This window comes from Rhizobium sp. PP-F2F-G48 (assembly GCF_004342335.1).
In the GTDB taxonomy this organism is placed as follows: Bacteria; Pseudomonadota; Alphaproteobacteria; order Rhizobiales; family Rhizobiaceae; genus Ferranicluibacter.
This window is the reverse complement of record NZ_SLVH01000010.1, coordinates 191,443-205,089: the sequence shown is the minus strand read 5'-3', so window position 1 is coordinate 205,089 and position 13,647 is coordinate 191,443. Positions and strand designations below refer to the sequence as shown.

Annotated in this window: 14 protein-coding genes and 2 pseudogenes; 7 read left to right on the top strand and 9 right to left on the bottom strand. The window is 56.2% G+C overall.

The annotated features are described in order from the left end of the window. On the top strand, positions 1–267 hold a 267-nt coding region (locus C8J36_RS20550; protein ID WP_245506657.1), incomplete at its 5' end, for a transposase. A gap of 447 nt (positions 268–714) precedes the next feature. Here the strand turns inward: C8J36_RS20550 and C8J36_RS20545 are convergent. Together C8J36_RS20545 and C8J36_RS20540 are read right to left on the bottom strand one after the other, a co-directional pair. Next, positions 715–1,146, bottom strand: a complete 432-nt coding sequence (locus C8J36_RS20545; protein ID WP_132537205.1) for a plasmid maintenance toxin (PemK-like) — start codon at positions 1,144–1,146, stop codon at positions 715–717. Beyond that, the gene (locus C8J36_RS20540) at positions 1,133–1,411 is read right to left on the bottom strand and encodes a type II toxin-antitoxin system Phd/YefM family antitoxin (protein ID WP_132537204.1); all 279 of its coding nucleotides are present in this window, start codon (positions 1,409–1,411) and stop codon (positions 1,133–1,135) included. The genes C8J36_RS20545 and C8J36_RS20540 overlap by 14 nt, the downstream gene beginning before the upstream one ends. A 77-nt stretch (positions 1,412–1,488) precedes the next feature. On the opposite strand from C8J36_RS20540, the gene C8J36_RS20535 reads away from it, so the two are divergent. Continuing rightward, entirely contained in the window at positions 1,489–2,664 is a 1,176-nt protein-coding gene (locus C8J36_RS20535; RefSeq protein ID WP_132537203.1) for a site-specific integrase, read from the top strand. A 47-nt stretch (positions 2,665–2,711) separates the two neighbouring features. Here C8J36_RS20535 and C8J36_RS20530 read toward each other — a convergent pair whose 3' ends face one another. From C8J36_RS20530 to C8J36_RS20520, 3 genes and pseudogenes are all read right to left on the bottom strand, one after another. Beyond that, a complete protein-coding gene (locus C8J36_RS20530) occupies positions 2,712–3,452 on the bottom strand; it encodes a GGDEF domain-containing protein (protein ID WP_132537202.1) in 741 nt (246 codons plus the stop codon). 96 nt (positions 3,453–3,548) lie between these two features. Beyond that, positions 3,549–3,845: pseudogene (locus tag C8J36_RS25445) on the bottom strand (hypothetical protein). 463 nt (positions 3,846–4,308) lie between these two features. Next, complete coding sequence (locus C8J36_RS20520; protein ID WP_132537201.1) at positions 4,309–5,280, bottom strand: carbon-nitrogen hydrolase family protein; 972 nt, start codon at positions 5,278–5,280, stop codon at positions 4,309–4,311. A gap of 154 nt (positions 5,281–5,434) precedes the next feature. Between C8J36_RS20520 and C8J36_RS20515 the strand changes: the two genes are divergently transcribed. After that, complete coding sequence (locus tag C8J36_RS20515; protein WP_132537200.1) at positions 5,435–6,463, top strand: helix-turn-helix domain-containing protein; 1,029 nt, start codon at positions 5,435–5,437, stop codon at positions 6,461–6,463. A gap of 101 nt (positions 6,464–6,564) precedes the next feature. Continuing rightward, positions 6,565–7,125, top strand: a pseudogene (locus tag C8J36_RS20510) (transposase domain-containing protein); the annotation flags it as partial. Between the two features lie 279 nt (positions 7,126–7,404). Here the strand turns inward: C8J36_RS20510 and repC are convergent. The 4 genes from repC to C8J36_RS20490 all read right to left on the bottom strand — a co-directional run bounded on the left by repC (position 7,405) and on the right by C8J36_RS20490 (position 12,013). After that, positions 7,405–8,649, bottom strand: coding sequence for a plasmid replication protein RepC (repC, locus tag C8J36_RS20505; protein ID WP_132537199.1), 1,245 nt, complete (start codon positions 8,647–8,649; stop codon positions 7,405–7,407). 155 nt (positions 8,650–8,804) lie between these two features. Further along, entirely contained in the window at positions 8,805–9,800 is a 996-nt protein-coding gene (gene repB / locus C8J36_RS20500) for a plasmid partitioning protein RepB (RefSeq protein WP_132537198.1), read from the bottom strand. A gap of 84 nt (positions 9,801–9,884) precedes the next feature. After that, on the bottom strand, positions 9,885–11,075 hold the full coding sequence (repA, locus tag C8J36_RS20495; RefSeq protein ID WP_132537197.1) for a plasmid partitioning protein RepA: 1,191 nt from the start codon (positions 11,073–11,075) through the stop codon (positions 9,885–9,887). 584 nt (positions 11,076–11,659) lie between these two features. Continuing rightward, positions 11,660–12,013 carry a MarR family transcriptional regulator gene (locus tag C8J36_RS20490; RefSeq protein WP_132537196.1) on the bottom strand — a complete coding sequence of 118 codons (354 nt, stop codon included), beginning with the start codon at positions 12,011–12,013 and terminating at the stop codon, positions 11,660–11,662. An 85-nt stretch (positions 12,014–12,098) separates the two neighbouring features. Between C8J36_RS20490 and C8J36_RS20485 the strand changes: the two genes are divergently transcribed. Genes C8J36_RS20485 through C8J36_RS20475 form a run of 3 tightly spaced genes read left to right on the top strand, consistent with a single transcriptional unit; the run spans position 12,099 to position 13,647 of the window. Further along, positions 12,099–12,629 carry a hypothetical protein gene (locus C8J36_RS20485; RefSeq protein WP_132537195.1) on the top strand — a complete coding sequence of 177 codons (531 nt, stop codon included), beginning with the start codon at positions 12,099–12,101 and terminating at the stop codon, positions 12,627–12,629. 4 nt (positions 12,630–12,633) lie between these two features. After that, on the top strand, positions 12,634–13,317 hold the full coding sequence (locus tag C8J36_RS20480) for a lytic transglycosylase domain-containing protein (protein ID WP_132537194.1): 684 nt from the start codon (positions 12,634–12,636) through the stop codon (positions 13,315–13,317). A gap of 27 nt (positions 13,318–13,344) precedes the next feature. Next, on the top strand, positions 13,345–13,647 hold the full coding sequence (locus C8J36_RS20475; RefSeq protein ID WP_132537193.1) for a TrbC/VirB2 family protein: 303 nt from the start codon (positions 13,345–13,347) through the stop codon (positions 13,645–13,647).

The following is a 13,647-nucleotide window of genomic DNA, read 5'->3' as shown; positions in this document are numbered from 1 at the left end:
ACCTCAATAGGGGAAATGATTGTAGCGCATGACATAAGGCATGGACATAAAGCCAATCACCAAATCAGGGCAGACGGCCTTCGGCGGAGGCATACCGTCGAGCATCCGTTCGGCACGATCAAGCAATGGATGTATCAGGGTGCGTTCCTGATGCGACGGCTGGAAAAGGTTCGGGGCGAGTTCAGCCTGACGGCGCTCGCCTATAACATCCGAAGAGCCATCACACTCGTCGGCGTTCCCGGCCTTCTCGCCGCTGTTCGGACGTGAACGGCCGCTATTCGCACATTTTTGAAGCAAAAATGGGCGCTATATCCCCTAAATACATCGATGCGCTATATCCGGGTGGAAAATAGGAGTTCCTGGATTCGTATCGTGCGGCGCGCCGAAAGATGCCGGATAATCAGCTATCCGACGAGTTTTTGGACGCTCTGTCCAATTAAAGCGACACTTGTTTTCCTGACTTTAGCGACGTCGCAGAATAGGGAGTTTTGCGGCAGCCGCAATGTCAGTGTTGAGGCGTTCCGGTCAATCTGAAAGATTTCAGTGATCCCGGCAGGTAAAAAACTGTATCCTTACAAGGAAATTGATTCCGTTTAATTAAGCTGATCGACAGCTGTAAAGTCGGGGAAAATCACGGCTGCAACGACCAGAACGGGATTAAAAATGACGGGCAACAGAGGGGGGCAGTGTAACAGACCCACCGCCACAGGGCAGCTATTCGCTTCGGGCCATCGCACGATGACGTTGCGCCCGCGCCTGCTCGACAAACCGGCGCTTTATCTCTTCAAACAGGGCTGGTGGCAGCGCGCCGTAATAGCCGGCTTCACCGTCCATCGGCCTGACGTCGGGTCCGGGCCAGACGAAGCGGTTGCTTTCGGTCAGAACAATCCAGGAGCGTTCGTCATCAAGTCCCAGGCGATGTTTGGTGGCCGCCGGAATTTCGACAGCGTCTTGCGGATCGGACGGTGGCGAATGCGTGACAGGCAGAACCCGCACCGCAGGCGTTCCATCTTCCAGTGTGGCAACAATCGCCAGCACCAGCACGGGACGGTCCTTGTCGCCTTCCTCACGGCCCTCGAGATGCTGCCAATGCCAAAGATACGAATATCGAAACAGCCATCCAACCTTAGGTTCAGTCGGCAGCATGCTTTTCCGTCAACAGTTCGGCATTGAGATGATCCAGACCAGGCTCCATCTGCGATGCTTCAATAGCGTCGAGCTCATCGTCGCCGAGCATTGCCGAAAGTTCGACCCGGCGGTCACGCTTTGCCAGGCGTACATAGTCCTCATAGGCGATCAGAACCGTGCGGGGCCGACCATTCTTGGTGATGATCACCGGCTCGCGAACGGCCGCATCCTGATAAGCCCCGAAATTTTTCGAAACCGCCGCAGCGGTAACCGTGGATGTCATGATAAAACTCCTTTATTCCGGAATATACGGGATTTCCGGAAAATTTGCAAACTCGCGATATCGACAGGACATGTGAGATGAAGGAAAATTCGCAGATCGTGCCTGCGGCAGAGCAGACAGTTCTAAAGCGTGCAGAGGAACTGGATGCGCTCGATGCCATCCTGCCGTTTGATCGCCGCGACCAGCTCGCCGAACTTCTGACAGATGAAGACGTCGCGACGCTCAAACATCTGGCTAGCGAGGGCATGGGCGACAATACCATGCGGGCGCTGGCGTCCGACCTTGCCTATCTCGAAGCCTGGTGTTCCGTCGCCACCGGCACTCCCCTCCCCTGGCCGGCACCCGAAAGCCTGCTTCTGAAATTCGTCGCCCACCATCTGTGGGATCCAGTCGAGCGGGGAACCAACACCGATCACGGCATGCCCGAGGACGTCGCGATCGCTCTCCGCCTCAAGGGCTTGCTAAGAAGCACCGGCCCGCATGCGCCGGCGACCGTTCGCCGCCGGTTGACGAGCTGGTCGATCCTGACGCGCTGGCGCGGGCTGACCGGATCGTTTTCGGCGCCGTCGCTGAAAAGTGCCCTTCGCCTTGCCGTTCGCGCCAGCAATCGCCCCCGGCAGAGAAAGAGCAAGAAGGCTGTCACCGCTGATATCCTTGCCAAACTGCTTGCGGCTTGCGCGGGCGATCGGCTGGTTGACCTACGTGACAGGGCGCTGCTGCTGATGGCTTTCGCATCGGGCGGCAGACGCCGTTCCGAGGTCGCGGGACTATGTGTTGAGGACCTTGTCGATGAGGAACCGGTCCGCACCAATCCCACCGACGAGCACTCCCCTCTCCTCCCCTGCCTGACAATCCGTCTCGGCCGCACCAAAACCACGTCGGCTGATGACAACGAACACGTCGTGCTGATCGGCCGCCCCGTGACCGCGCTCCGGCATTGGCTCGAAGAGGCGAAGATTGAAGCAGGACCGGTTTTCCGCCGTATCGACCAGTGGGGCAATCTCGATCGGCGCGCGATGACGCCGCAGTCAGTCAACCTTATCCTGAAAACCCGCATCAAGCAGGCCGGGCTCGATCCGGCGCAGTTTTCGGCGCACGGACTCCGCTCGGGGTATCTGACCGAGGCGGCGAACCGCGGTGTCCCCCTGCCCGAGGCGATGCAGCAGTCCCTGCACAAGTCGGTCACCCAGGCGTCCGGCTACTACAACAATACCGAACGGAAGATGGGACGCGCCGCCCGGCTCGTGGTCTGATCGATGGATCAGAGGTCGCACAGGTACGGCCGGGACTTTCTTCGATCTTACGCGACGACCCTGTTCCTGCCGAGCGCTTTTGCTTGATAAAGGTTTTCATCCGCGGCCTTCAGGCATTCGGATGGATCAAAACCCGCAGGGCAATGACACGCACCTATGCTCGCAGAAATCATCACGCGTAAGCCCGATGGCGCGTGCAACATAATCCCCGCAATTTCCTCTCGAAGCTCCTCGCAACGGCCAAGCATTTCTTCCGCCATCAAGCCGCTTTGAAACAAACCAAACTCCTCGCCGCCAAGTCGCCCAGCAAGCGAACCCGACTGCATTTGATAGCGTGCGAGGATCCGACCGACACAGCGAAGCGCCTCGTCACCCGCAGCGTGGCCATAGCGGTCATTGATCACTTTGAAATGATCGAGGTCCAGAAATAGCAACGCTCCGGACAGTCCCTGCTGACTTGCGACCCCAAGATCATCCATGAACGCAGTTCGTGTCAGGACTCCCGTCAGACCGTCTGTCCGTGATTGAAGGCGAAGTGCCTCATAGGCATCACCAAGTCTTTGCAACGCCTCTCTTGTCGCGGCCTCAGCCCGCCGCACTTTTTCCGACTGCGAAAAATGTAGCGCTGAGGCGGGGATCGATATCGCCAGCGGGCAGAAGATCGTCATGAACAGACCGGCACCTTCAACGCGCCCTCCCAGAAACGGTACGACGCTGAACGAAAGCGCCAGGGAGGCGGCAACTGAGAGCAAGCCAGTCAAAACAGACTTCTGAACAACACGACGCATCGATATCACCGTTAGCAATATCACTTTGTATGATCCAGATGACTTTAAATTTGTTGAACCCTGGACATAAAGGACGCCTACCAGCTTATGCAGGGCTCAGGCGCTTGAACGATCAGTCAACAACCGCTCCCTTGTTTTGCTGGAACTCCTGACCGGAAACATGTGCCCCCCGGAGTGATGAAGCCTCATATGGTGGCGACGGCATAACATTGCACGCGCAGTGGTTCGTGGTATTGATCATGATGGGGCATCGACCGCTTTGATGCCGGATACCTCGCAAGTCTGTTTGTCGAGATCACCTGCCTTGACGACTCACTATACAGCGAGATGTGCTTCGCACTTGCTAGGGTTGGCACGGCGCCAGTTTGCTTGCCGGATATCGGTCTTGAGCATATCCGCGGTTTCTTGCGTGGTCCCTCGGGTGAGGGTACTATTACGGCTCATCCACGAGGCCGGCATCATCCATGGATCCCTTTCCGAGCAGACGATCTTCGCTTCGAGCGACGATGTGGAGGGGTACCGGCTGGGTCGAAGCCGGCATCCATATTTCCGACGGCGCGCTCGGCCGTACACGACCCCCAGTTTGATCCCCCAACTGCGATCTCAGGGAGGACTGTATAGACCTTGCCCGTACTGCCAGATCGATCCTCGGTGTCGATGATGCCGGAGGACCGGTTCTCCTGGCTGTGATCCGGCTTTCAACTTTGATCCCTTCGGCGCGGGAGGATGACCCCAGCCGCTGCAGAGTAACATACTGATGTGTTCTCTCTATGCGGTCCAGCTGGTGACAGCCGTTGGCGCCCGCGGCGGGGTCAAATGACTCGCCGAAACACATCCGATAAAGGGAAAGCGAAAGTCACTCAATCTTGGCGTGATCGATTTCGAAGTGCTGGACCCGCTCTTGCGCCGAGCCGTTGAACATTAGCTTAAGGACATCGGGACGGGAATAGTGGCCAACTGGATCATATGCTGCCTTCGCAACGCCTATGAAATCCAGATCGACATCCGCATACATGATGCCCTCTTGCGTTTCTGGAAGCGCCTGCGACATTGGTGCGCCATCAGGACCGAAAATCATCGTAAAGCCTCCTCCCTCCAGCAACAGCGGTTGTTTAGCGGGGCTGTCGATCAACAGGTCGATCATCTCTTTGGAGACAAGCGCGCATGGCGCCAACACATAGCATTGGCCTTCCAGGGCGTAGACTTGGCTTGCGGCAAGATTGGCCTCGGCGCTCAACTTAAACGCAGCGCCACGGTAAACCGAGAAACTCGGCCAGCTCGCAACATGAATCTGCTCGTTTTGGGAGAACATTGCATATTTCGAGAGCGGTTGAATGTGCTCTGCGCAGCAGAGCGCGCCAAGCCGGCCGAGAGCGGTCGCATGCACTGCGATGTGCGAACCATCTCCTTCGCCGAAGACGGTGCGTTCGGCATGGGTCGGCTTCAGCTTGCGACGATTGGCAATAATCTCTCCGATGTCATTGAATAGGGCCTGCGAAATGTACAGGCTACCGCCGGCCCGCTCAGTAAAGCCCATCACGACGTGAATCGTGTTGTCGGCGGCGGCCTGCCTCAGCCGCTCATAATGGACATCCCCAACTTCAATGGCATTGGCGAAATACCGGCTGACAAACTGCATGCCCCAAGCCGGTGAATCGAGCCAAATCCACCAAGGATAGCCCGGCAACCAGACTTCGGGAAAAGCGATGAGGGACGCGCCTTCTCGCGCAGCTTCTTCAATGAGGGTTATAGCCTTGTCGACACCCTTTTCGATGTCGAGAAATTCCGGCGCAGCCTGCACAGCAGCTACCTTATAGACCTTCTTCATTTCTCTTCTGCCCCGTCTCTTGTTCTGATTTTTGGGGGCAGGATGTCAGACTGCGGCGCTTGTGGCTTGGGCTATCCGGGCCATTCTTCTTGTCAAATATGGACAGAAACTGGCGCGGAATTTGCCTTGTGGGAGCAAAGCAAAGGATCGGGCCATGGTTGCGGGATCGAATAATAGTCTTTCAGAATGGCAGGAGCAGCTCTGGTCAACCTATGTGAGACTGGAAAGTACGAGCCGTGACGAACACTTCTACGGCCGCGTAAAGATGCTTAACGCTCTCAACAAGACGCTCAGCCTCGTGGATTCGACGACACAGGTTACGGAGCGTACTAATGCCCATATTCGCAGCGATCCCGCTGATGTCCTGCTTGTTGCCTTTCAAATGACCGGCTGCGGCTTCGTACGTCAGGACGGTCGCAAAGCCCGGACCGAGGTGGGCGATTTTGTATTCTACGACAGCAATCGTCCCTACAGTCTTACCTTCGACGGTCCCTTCCGCCAGATGGTCATGCGCGTTCCACGGAAGACTATGGCACTGAGGCTACCTAATCTCGGCCACCTGACCGCGCAAACTTTTCATGCGGGAGTTGGTATGGGCGCGGTGGCAAGAGATTTTGTTATTAGTCTTGCTAAGCAATCACTGGAGATGGAGGCGACAGAATTTACCTCGCTGGAGTTCACCGCAATGGATCTCCTCGCGGCATGCGTTCAGGCAGCAATCCCGTCGCATCCACCCCGCCGCGCCCTCTTTAACCGCCTTTGCCAGAAAGTGATGGGCGATATCAGAGACCCGTCTTTCAGAACGTCAACGCTCGCCAAGCTTGCCGGCGTATCAATGCGCTCTCTCCATCGTCTTTGCGTCGAGAATGGAACGACGCCGAACGCCCTGATAACCCAGTTACGCCTAAATGGTATCTGGTTAGATTTGAACTCTAGACTGCATCAGCGAAGATCGGTCAGCGATATCGCCTTTTCATGGGGTTTCAGCGATATCAGTCATTTCAACCGGCTGTTCAAGGCTGCTTACAACACGACGCCGTCACGTTTAAGAAAGGAGTGTCAGCAGCATTGTCATCTGACTTCCGGCATGCTGCCCTTCCCGCCGGACGGTGCGCCGCCCGACGTTGAGGGCCGGCAGATGGGTCGGCGCTTCGCAGTCGCGACGCAAATGCGAGGCGACTAGTTGGCGGCCGAGTTCAGTACGATGCTGAAGCACCTCGATCGTGTTCTCGCGTCAAGTAGGATCGCTGCCCGCCTCACCTTGAGGAACCCACAGTCTCGCCGAACGTCCCAGCCGCCGAGCGTCTGCACGGCGACGACACAACCCTGCCGATCCCGGCGAAGGGAAAGACCGAGCCAAGCACTCTGCTGAGCACATTCACACCGCAAGTTCTTCGTTCTGGCCGACCTCGCCGTGAACGCCAAACGTAGCAGCAAAGCTGCGTCGGATCTCGCCGATAGCATCGGAGACCGTCAAACGGACCGACGCCCTTTAGGATATCGCACAGGAGATCAACGGTCTTGCCGCCGAGCAGCGTCCGGAGCCGCCGCAAGGCAAGCCAGCCGCCGAAGAACTGCATCACCAGTTCCAAACCGAGCGGCGAAAATTGTCGCGCAGTTCTTCCGTCGCCGAGGTGATAGATTTCATGCGCAAGCCATAGGATGGCTTTACGTCATTCCTCGATGACGGCCGGATCGGACCGTTGTGCTGAACGTGCGGCGTTCATTGCCACGCTGATCATGAGCGCCAAACTCAACGACATCGACCCGCAGGCTTGGCTTGCTGACGTCCTCTCCAATATTGCGGACACGCCGATCAGCGGGCTTGAGCAATTGCTGACGTGACAGTGGACGGCCAAGACGCTGAGTGCTCAGGCGGCCTCACTCGCGGCCCTCGCCGGATCCTTGCCGTCCTCGCGAACCTCCTCGCATCGATCAAGCATTTCATCAAACGTCAAACCGCTCTGGAAGAGAATCAATTCCTCCTGGGCAACCGAGGGGTAAGGCACTTCATCTCCCCTAATCAACTGTATTCTCTGGAATATTCCCGAAAAAAAACGGCTGACAATTTGGTCTGAGAAATAGACGGATCGGCATCGTAATTTTCAAATTGGCGGTTTTCGTCTACCCCGCGCGACGTGTGGTATCACCGTTTGCCTTCAGCAGTGACATCAGCATCGGCCCAAGCGAAAACTCCCCGTGCTCCGATCGCTTCGTCAAGCCTCGCAGATAACCACCGGCGGAATTGATGAAGTTCGATCGTTCCAGAATGCACGCCATAGACACTGCCGCATTTTCGGGCCCCATTGCATTGCAGGCCTCCTCGTAGGCTGATGGGCTGACGCCCAACATCGAGCGGACCACCACAGCCGCGGTCATGAGCTCCCGCCAATTTGAAATGCCGCCCCCCGGCCCATAGTCAGCAATTTGGGGGCAAGCTCGCAGAACCATACCTAGCGGGAACGTCTTGATCTGTTCAAGCTTTGCCTTTGTTTCTATCGGCGTCACACTCCTTGCGTCCGGCTCTTCCGGAACGCGTTCGCCCAGCTCATTTCTAGAGCTTGGTTCAAATTCATTTATAGATTCGGGATTTGAATTCTGTATGTGACGGTCATCTGGAATGGCATTGCCGTGCATATTATTAGTTTCTGTCTGCATTCCCAGAAGGTTGATAATCTCTATGCGCAAGAGCTCCATCTCATCGAGTGTTGATTCGACCTGAATTCTGTCTGGATAGCGAGGATGTCGCTCGAGAATCCTGACATACATCGTTTCGACATTCCCCCAATTGCCAGGAGCACCTTCCTCGATCGCGGCTGTAATTAGCTTGCGAACATCTCGGCGGCAGATCGTCAGTGCTTCCTTGGCCCGGCGAAAGCGCATACGCTCCGCGGCCACGTCCTGCGCCAGCAAGGCAAGCTCGGTGGCACGCGTAAGTAGCGGGCTCAGATCAAAGCCGTAAGCGTGCTCGATTTCACCAGCTCTATCGCGATGTGCGTAACGTTTGCCGTTGGGACTATCACGACGCTGTATAAGTCCTGCATCGACGAGCGCACTGAGCTGGCGGCGCAGTGTACTTTCTGTAATCCCATGGGCGCGAACGGACAGCTGCGCATTGGAGGGAAATACAACAAGCCCTCTCTTGGCGTCGAGCTGCGGATTAGGGTAGAATGTCAAAAGGGCATCGAGAACGGCAAGCGCTCTATCTTGCAGGCCAAAGCGTTCCCTCGTTTCGCACACATCGCGAAATACTTTCCACTTCTCGACACTCGTGCCTGGTGCTGGTGCCGTGATCGCCAGTTGCCCTTTCACCAAGGCAAGCGTCGCCGGCCGCCGCCCAAAGGGCGTCGTTACGTGTCCCGTCTGCATTTTTCTTTCACCTTTCTTCAGGCAAAAGAAATCCGCTCACCAAATCGGTGCCAAGACTCTTGACTGTGATTCCGGGAAATGCGATTCTCAATCTTGCGACAGATACGAGAGAGGCTTCCACGGTTTACCGTTTGGGGGCCTTTTTCTTTTGCGGTTTAGTCTCCGTTGTTTTCCTGCTTCGATCCCTTGTACTCATCGTACAAACGATCCATGTGGGTTGACAGCCACTCGCTGAAAGGCTTCGCTTCAGCATTCGAGAGTTCGATTGCGACTTTCTTCGATTTGGCTTTCATTACGAAATTCAGTGACGTATCGCTCGACGCCCAATCCATGCTGGATGCACCGGCCTTGGGCTTCTTTGCAGCCGATTTGGCCTTGTAGCGCTTCAGGTAGTCATGGAGTTCATCGAATCGCTTGTCTTCAGTCAACTCAACGAAGCCTGCCGTTTCAACATGCTCCGTGGCAACTTTCAGGAGGGCAGGAGCAAGAAGCAATTGACGGAGGCTAAGCCACCGATCGCGCCCGATCTTTTTGGAGGCCCCGAGCACCTTGAGGATGGAGGTCGGGACGGCCTCCACAACACCGAGCATTTTTGAAAGCATCGCCTCATCGATTGCGAGCGACGACCGAACCACATCCTTCGTTATTCCAGATGCAAGCAGGTTCTGTGCGAAGTACGCACGCTCTATGAACGAAAGGTTGGAGCGTGCGGAATTTTCCTGCGCTTGGGCGATTGCGGACGTGATGTCATCCAGCTTCTTGACAACTGCCTTGACTGGAATCCCAAGCTCTCTGGCGACTTTGAGACGGCGGTGACCGAAGACGACCATGAAGCGTTGACTATCTGACGAACTGGGTCGAACCAGAATCGGCGTCGTCTGGCTGGACGTATTGATCGCCTGCTTGAGCTCCTCGTATTCCTCGCCATCGTCGGAAAGGCGATCGGAAACAAAGGAAACGTCAATCAAGCGCGGATCCAGATCTACGATCACTTCGCCTTCCATCAGCTTCTTTGTGTTTTCAGCCAGATCCTCGATGGACCGGACGACGGTCTTGGCTGCCCCAGTCATGCCGTAGCCAGGCTTTGTCGGTGTCTGGTTGGACGCGATGGAAGCCATGTCCAATTTAGAAAATGGATTTTCACGCGCCATAGCCAGCCTCCACGCTCACATTCAACGTCGACAAGGAGTTGATATGGTTCATCAAATTCCATGAAAAAACGGCTGACAAGTATGTCATTTTCGCCCCCATGCACCGTGAATCAGTTCCATGATTTCGCTGTTGGCTGCGTTTAGGCTTTCCATTGCCCGGTCATAGGTAGAACGGACGAAATCGCCTCGCTCTACCTCGTACAAAGTCTGCTTCTTAATCGAAGCATCGGAAATGGCTGTCGATTTGAGCACGTGATTTCGCAACATCTGCTGGGCGAACATCGATTGCATAAACCCGACCATCTGCGCCTGCGGAATGTCCGTCGGCTCGAAGCGCGTGACGAGATACCGGAACCATTCGACGCGCATCTCGGCGCCGGCCTCGGCGACCGGACCCATTATTCCACCCAACATCATGAGGAACTGGCTCATGGACATGATATCCAGCATCTGGGGATGGATAGTGATCAAAATGCCTGTCGAAGCCATAAGCGCGGTAATCGTCAGGTATCCCAGCTGTGGCGGGCAATCGATAACGACCACATCGTACCTGTCATCCACCTGCTTCAGCGCATTGAAGATGCGCATATAGAATAACCTACCGTCCTCTCCCTTCTTGGAGGAGATTGCCAAGGGCACATCATACTCGTATTCCTGCAGGACCAGATTTGCTGGAACCACATCAAGACCGGGAATGTTAGTCGGCTGGATAACCTCCGAGATGAATTTCCGCTCGTCGTCGAAACGAAGCGCTTCGTACAGCGACGCGGTATCATCAAGTTCAGGCTGGATTCCAAAGAGGGATGTCAGTGACGCCTGTGGATCGAGATCAACCGCCAGCACGCGATGACCGGTGAGGGCAAGATATTGTGCAAGGTGCGCAGCGGTCGTAGTCTTTCCGCTTCCGCCCTTGAAGTTCACCACCGACACGACCTGCATAGGCTCGCCCTCACGCCGCCGGGGAACGTAGTACCGCTTGTCTGATTTTTTGTTGGATTCGAGATAGTCTCGCAGTTCTAACATCTGATCGGCCGTATAGTAGCGTCGGCCACCGACAGACCCCACCTCTGGCCCCTTGCCCTCCAAATGGATTTGCCGCAGATGGCTCTGGGTGACCCCTATGAACTCGGCGACTTCTCCCAACTGGAACTTGCGCAGTCCCTTCTTGGCGTCAGGGGGATATTGTTGGCTGCGGAGCATATGCAACGCACTCGAGATCTTCGCTCCTTGCTCGGCAATCTCGATATCGAATCTGTTGGGCAGCAGATGTCTCATTTTGCAAACTATATCCAAGAGGGCTTCATTTTCGAAAAAATGGCCACAAAGCCATCATTTGCGAAACTATTCCCCGATTCCTAACTCTGAGCAAGGCATTTAAGGTTAACAAGAAGTTAACGGATAGTTCTCAATTCCATCGCTCAGGCCAAATCTACGATCATTTACTGTGAGTTAGTCGAATTTTCTCTTTTTTCGCCTCGTCATCGCAAAATGCAGATTTGCACATGGATATCCTTTGCCTAGCTCACCCATTCTCACTTCCATAACGCGGACAAGCGACTCGCTAGAATCACCTGAGGTACCGATCTCGACATAAGCACCCGCTCAAGGAGATGATTTTTGTCCGCATGACCTCGTTCAAGCGGAGATCATCATGCGGATAATGACCGTCGCGCCCGAGAGATACGAGTGCCATCGCGACTTCCTGAGACAATCCCATAGCCCGAACACACACCTCGACTTGACGAAATGCCTGTCGAATCACGGCTTAACTATGCGCAACTCACGCACACCGCGCAAGACTGTCTCTTATAAGACGTTAAACGCCTGTCGTCGCCCGTAAAATCCGTGAGCGTCTCGGATCAGGTGTTCTCGAAGTGGCGGAGTTTCTCGAAAATTCTCTCTGGAATATCAAACTGTCGGGCTCTTCCCCGCCCCAGGGAGTTCTTGATCTGGGTTTCTGTCAGCAACTTGCGCTGAATCAGGAAGTCAACTGCCTCCCATATACCCCCTCGCGTCAGTCCCGTTTCCTCGATTATATTGGCAATGGTCAGCTTTTTGTTTGCCAAGTGCATGTAATAGAGGACACTCATCAGACCGATTTGCTTCAGACGCGACGATGCCGTCTCGTTTTCGAGGGGATTATCCATAATTTCACGGAGGATCATGGCTGCAAAGGACAGACTGTGCCAGTGACTATCGAAACGACTTGGCATGTGTTTAAACGCCCGCTATAAAACATTCAAGCGGAAGCCTGTGGTGCAACGCAGGGCCCGCTTCTGGTTAAAGGGTGTCGCAAACATGAAAACAGCTGTCCTCAAGACGCTTTCTCCTGTCCTTTTGACAGCGGCTTTATATCTCATTCCGGGCAGTCATGCCCATGCCGACAACTGGGGTTGCGAGGTTATTATATGCCTTTCGAATCCGGGCGGTCCGACAGAGTTCGCGGCATGCCGCCCACCCATCGAAAAACTCTGGACCCATCTCGCCAAGGGCCACTCGTTTCCAACCTGCAGCGGCGTCGGCTTTTCCGCATCGCAACCCGGCTACGAGCCCTACTATTGCAATACGGGATTTCGCCTGACGCCCCGCTATGGCGACCGTGGGCGGGAGGCTGGTTGCGTTTCGGTTGAGCCTCGGGAAGTCAGCAGTTCTCGATGCACTTTTGGCGATCACGACCGGGGTGGCCAGCAATCGCCCGCCCATTGGGTCCGCGACGGGGATCGCATGGTCTGCAAGGCGACGGTCACGACGGCCCCGAACCGGCGGGACAAGCCCCGGTTCGTCGATGTGACCATCGAAGGCGCTGGCAAGCAGCGCGTCTGGTTCTGATGCCATGCCCATAGCCTTTGCAGACATCGCGCAGAATTGCGCGCCGTTGATCAAGACCGAGATCCTGGCGGCTGTCGTCAGTATCGAGAGCAGCTTCGATCCGCTGGCGATCCGGCTCAACAGCGACGCGCCACGTCCAGAACGAGCGCAAAGCAGGGCTGAAGCGATCGAGATCGCCACGACGCTTGTGGCCGAAGGCCATAGCATCGATCTCGGACTTGGTGGCGTCAGCAGCTACGACCTGCCGCGCCTCGGCTTGTCGATCTCCGACCTGTTCGAACCCTGCCTCAATCTCAAAGCCACGGCCACGCTCCTCGATCGCTATTACCGCGCTGCGGTCGCGACCGGTACGACGGGTAGAGAAGCCGAGGCTGCGATGTTGCAGTCCTACTATGGACGAGGCGATGCCGCGGTCGGCGCGATGTTCGGCTACGACCAGCGGATCATGGAAGAACAGCTGCGTCTGGCCGACAGACTTTCGGCGCTGACTCTCGGGAGCGGCGGCGGAGCAGGGAGCCTGCAGGCACGAGAGTTGGCCGCGCCAGCGTCACTTGCGCCTCAAGCACCCGAAGACGTCACGATCTCAGCGGAGGCGGTGACGCCTCCGGATGAACCGGTCGCGGCGTCTCAAGCCTGGGACGTGTTCGGTCAGGCCCGGCAATCCACCGTCCTGATCTTTTCTCGATAGCATTCAGTAGCAGAAGGAGTAGCACCCATGGTGCAGAATACCCGAGCCCGATCGTTCGCCACCGTCGCAGCGATGACCATCCTTGTCAGTGCCGCCATGATGGAGCCAGCCTACGCGCAGGCCGCCGGCGGCATCGAGGCGACGCTTCAGAACGTCGTCACGCTGCTGACCGGCAACGTCGCCCGGCTGCTCGCCATCATCGCCACCATCATCGTCGGGATTGCCTGGATGTTCGGCTATCTCGATCTGCGCAAAGCCGCCTTCGTGGTGCTCGGTATCGCCATCATCTTCGGCGCAACCGAGATCGTCAACACGATCTCCGGGGGCTGA

Bases quoted from the DNA above. Each gene is read 5' to 3' on its own strand.
- C8J36_RS20475 (WP_132537193.1), top strand. From the start codon at position 13,345: ATGGTGCAGAATACCCGAGCCCGATCGTTCGCCACCGTCGCAGCGATG.
- C8J36_RS20485 (WP_132537195.1), top strand. From the start codon at position 12,099: ATGAAAACAGCTGTCCTCAAGACGCTTTCTCCTGTCCTTTTGACAGCG.
- C8J36_RS20530 (WP_132537202.1), bottom strand. From the start codon at position 3,452: ATGCGTCGTGTTGTTCAGAAGTCTGTTTTGACTGGCTTGCTCTCAGTT.
- C8J36_RS20540 (WP_132537204.1), bottom strand. From the start codon at position 1,411: ATGACATCCACGGTTACCGCTGCGGCGGTTTCGAAAAATTTCGGGGCT.
- C8J36_RS20515 (WP_132537200.1), top strand. From the start codon at position 5,435: ATGGTTGCGGGATCGAATAATAGTCTTTCAGAATGGCAGGAGCAGCTC.
- C8J36_RS20490 (WP_132537196.1), bottom strand. From the start codon at position 12,013: ATGCCAAGTCGTTTCGATAGTCACTGGCACAGTCTGTCCTTTGCAGCC.
- C8J36_RS20535 (WP_132537203.1), top strand. From the start codon at position 1,489: ATGAAGGAAAATTCGCAGATCGTGCCTGCGGCAGAGCAGACAGTTCTA.
- repA (WP_132537197.1), bottom strand. From the start codon at position 11,075: ATGAGACATCTGCTGCCCAACAGATTCGATATCGAGATTGCCGAGCAA.
- repB (WP_132537198.1), bottom strand. From the start codon at position 9,800: ATGGCGCGTGAAAATCCATTTTCTAAATTGGACATGGCTTCCATCGCG.
- C8J36_RS20545 (WP_132537205.1), bottom strand. From the start codon at position 1,146: ATGCTGCCGACTGAACCTAAGGTTGGATGGCTGTTTCGATATTCGTAT.
- C8J36_RS20480 (WP_132537194.1), top strand. From the start codon at position 12,634: ATGCCCATAGCCTTTGCAGACATCGCGCAGAATTGCGCGCCGTTGATC.
- C8J36_RS20520 (WP_132537201.1), bottom strand. From the start codon at position 5,280: ATGAAGAAGGTCTATAAGGTAGCTGCTGTGCAGGCTGCGCCGGAATTT.
- repC (WP_132537199.1), bottom strand. From the start codon at position 8,649: ATGCAGACGGGACACGTAACGACGCCCTTTGGGCGGCGGCCGGCGACG.